Here is a 530-nt window from a genome sequence, read left to right on the forward strand (position 1 = left end):
ATACTGTTGCGCCTGTAATAACAATAAATGGAGATGCTGTTGTTAATCTTACAGTTGGAGATAGCTTTACTGATCCAGGAGCAACGGCTTCTGATGATGTTGATGGTGATATTTCAGGAAATATTGTTGTAGGCGGTGATGCTGTTGATACAAATACCGAAGGTACATATGTAATTACTTATAATGTGAGCGATGCGGCAGGAAATCCAGCTACCCAAGTTACAAGGACAGTAAATGTAAATGCAAGCAGTAATTCAGCACTTTTGGATTTTGAAAATAATTTAGCAGGAGTTACAGCTTCTGAATTTGAAACCTCAGGGGCTCTAATTAGTAATCCAGTTTCAGGAGGTATTAATACCAGTGCGAATGTATATGAAGCAACATATACTAATGGAAACCAATGGTGGGGAGGCGTAGGACTTGTCTTAGATGCAGGTTTAGATCAAGCAACCACCGTTTACAAAGCAAAATTTTATTCTACAGTGGCACCAACCAATGTGTTATTCCAGGTAGAAGTTGATGGAACAAAC

At 38.9% G+C, this 530-nt stretch carries 1 protein-coding gene; it reads left to right on the plus strand.

Features of this window, described 5'->3' with window-relative positions:
• Positions 1–530, plus strand: a 530-nt coding sequence (locus AC1EUV_RS13785) for a DUF5011 domain-containing protein (RefSeq protein ID WP_480199302.1), incomplete at both ends; no start/stop codon positions are given.

It is taken from the genome of Maritimimonas sp. 2304DJ26-3 (assembly GCF_056591635.1).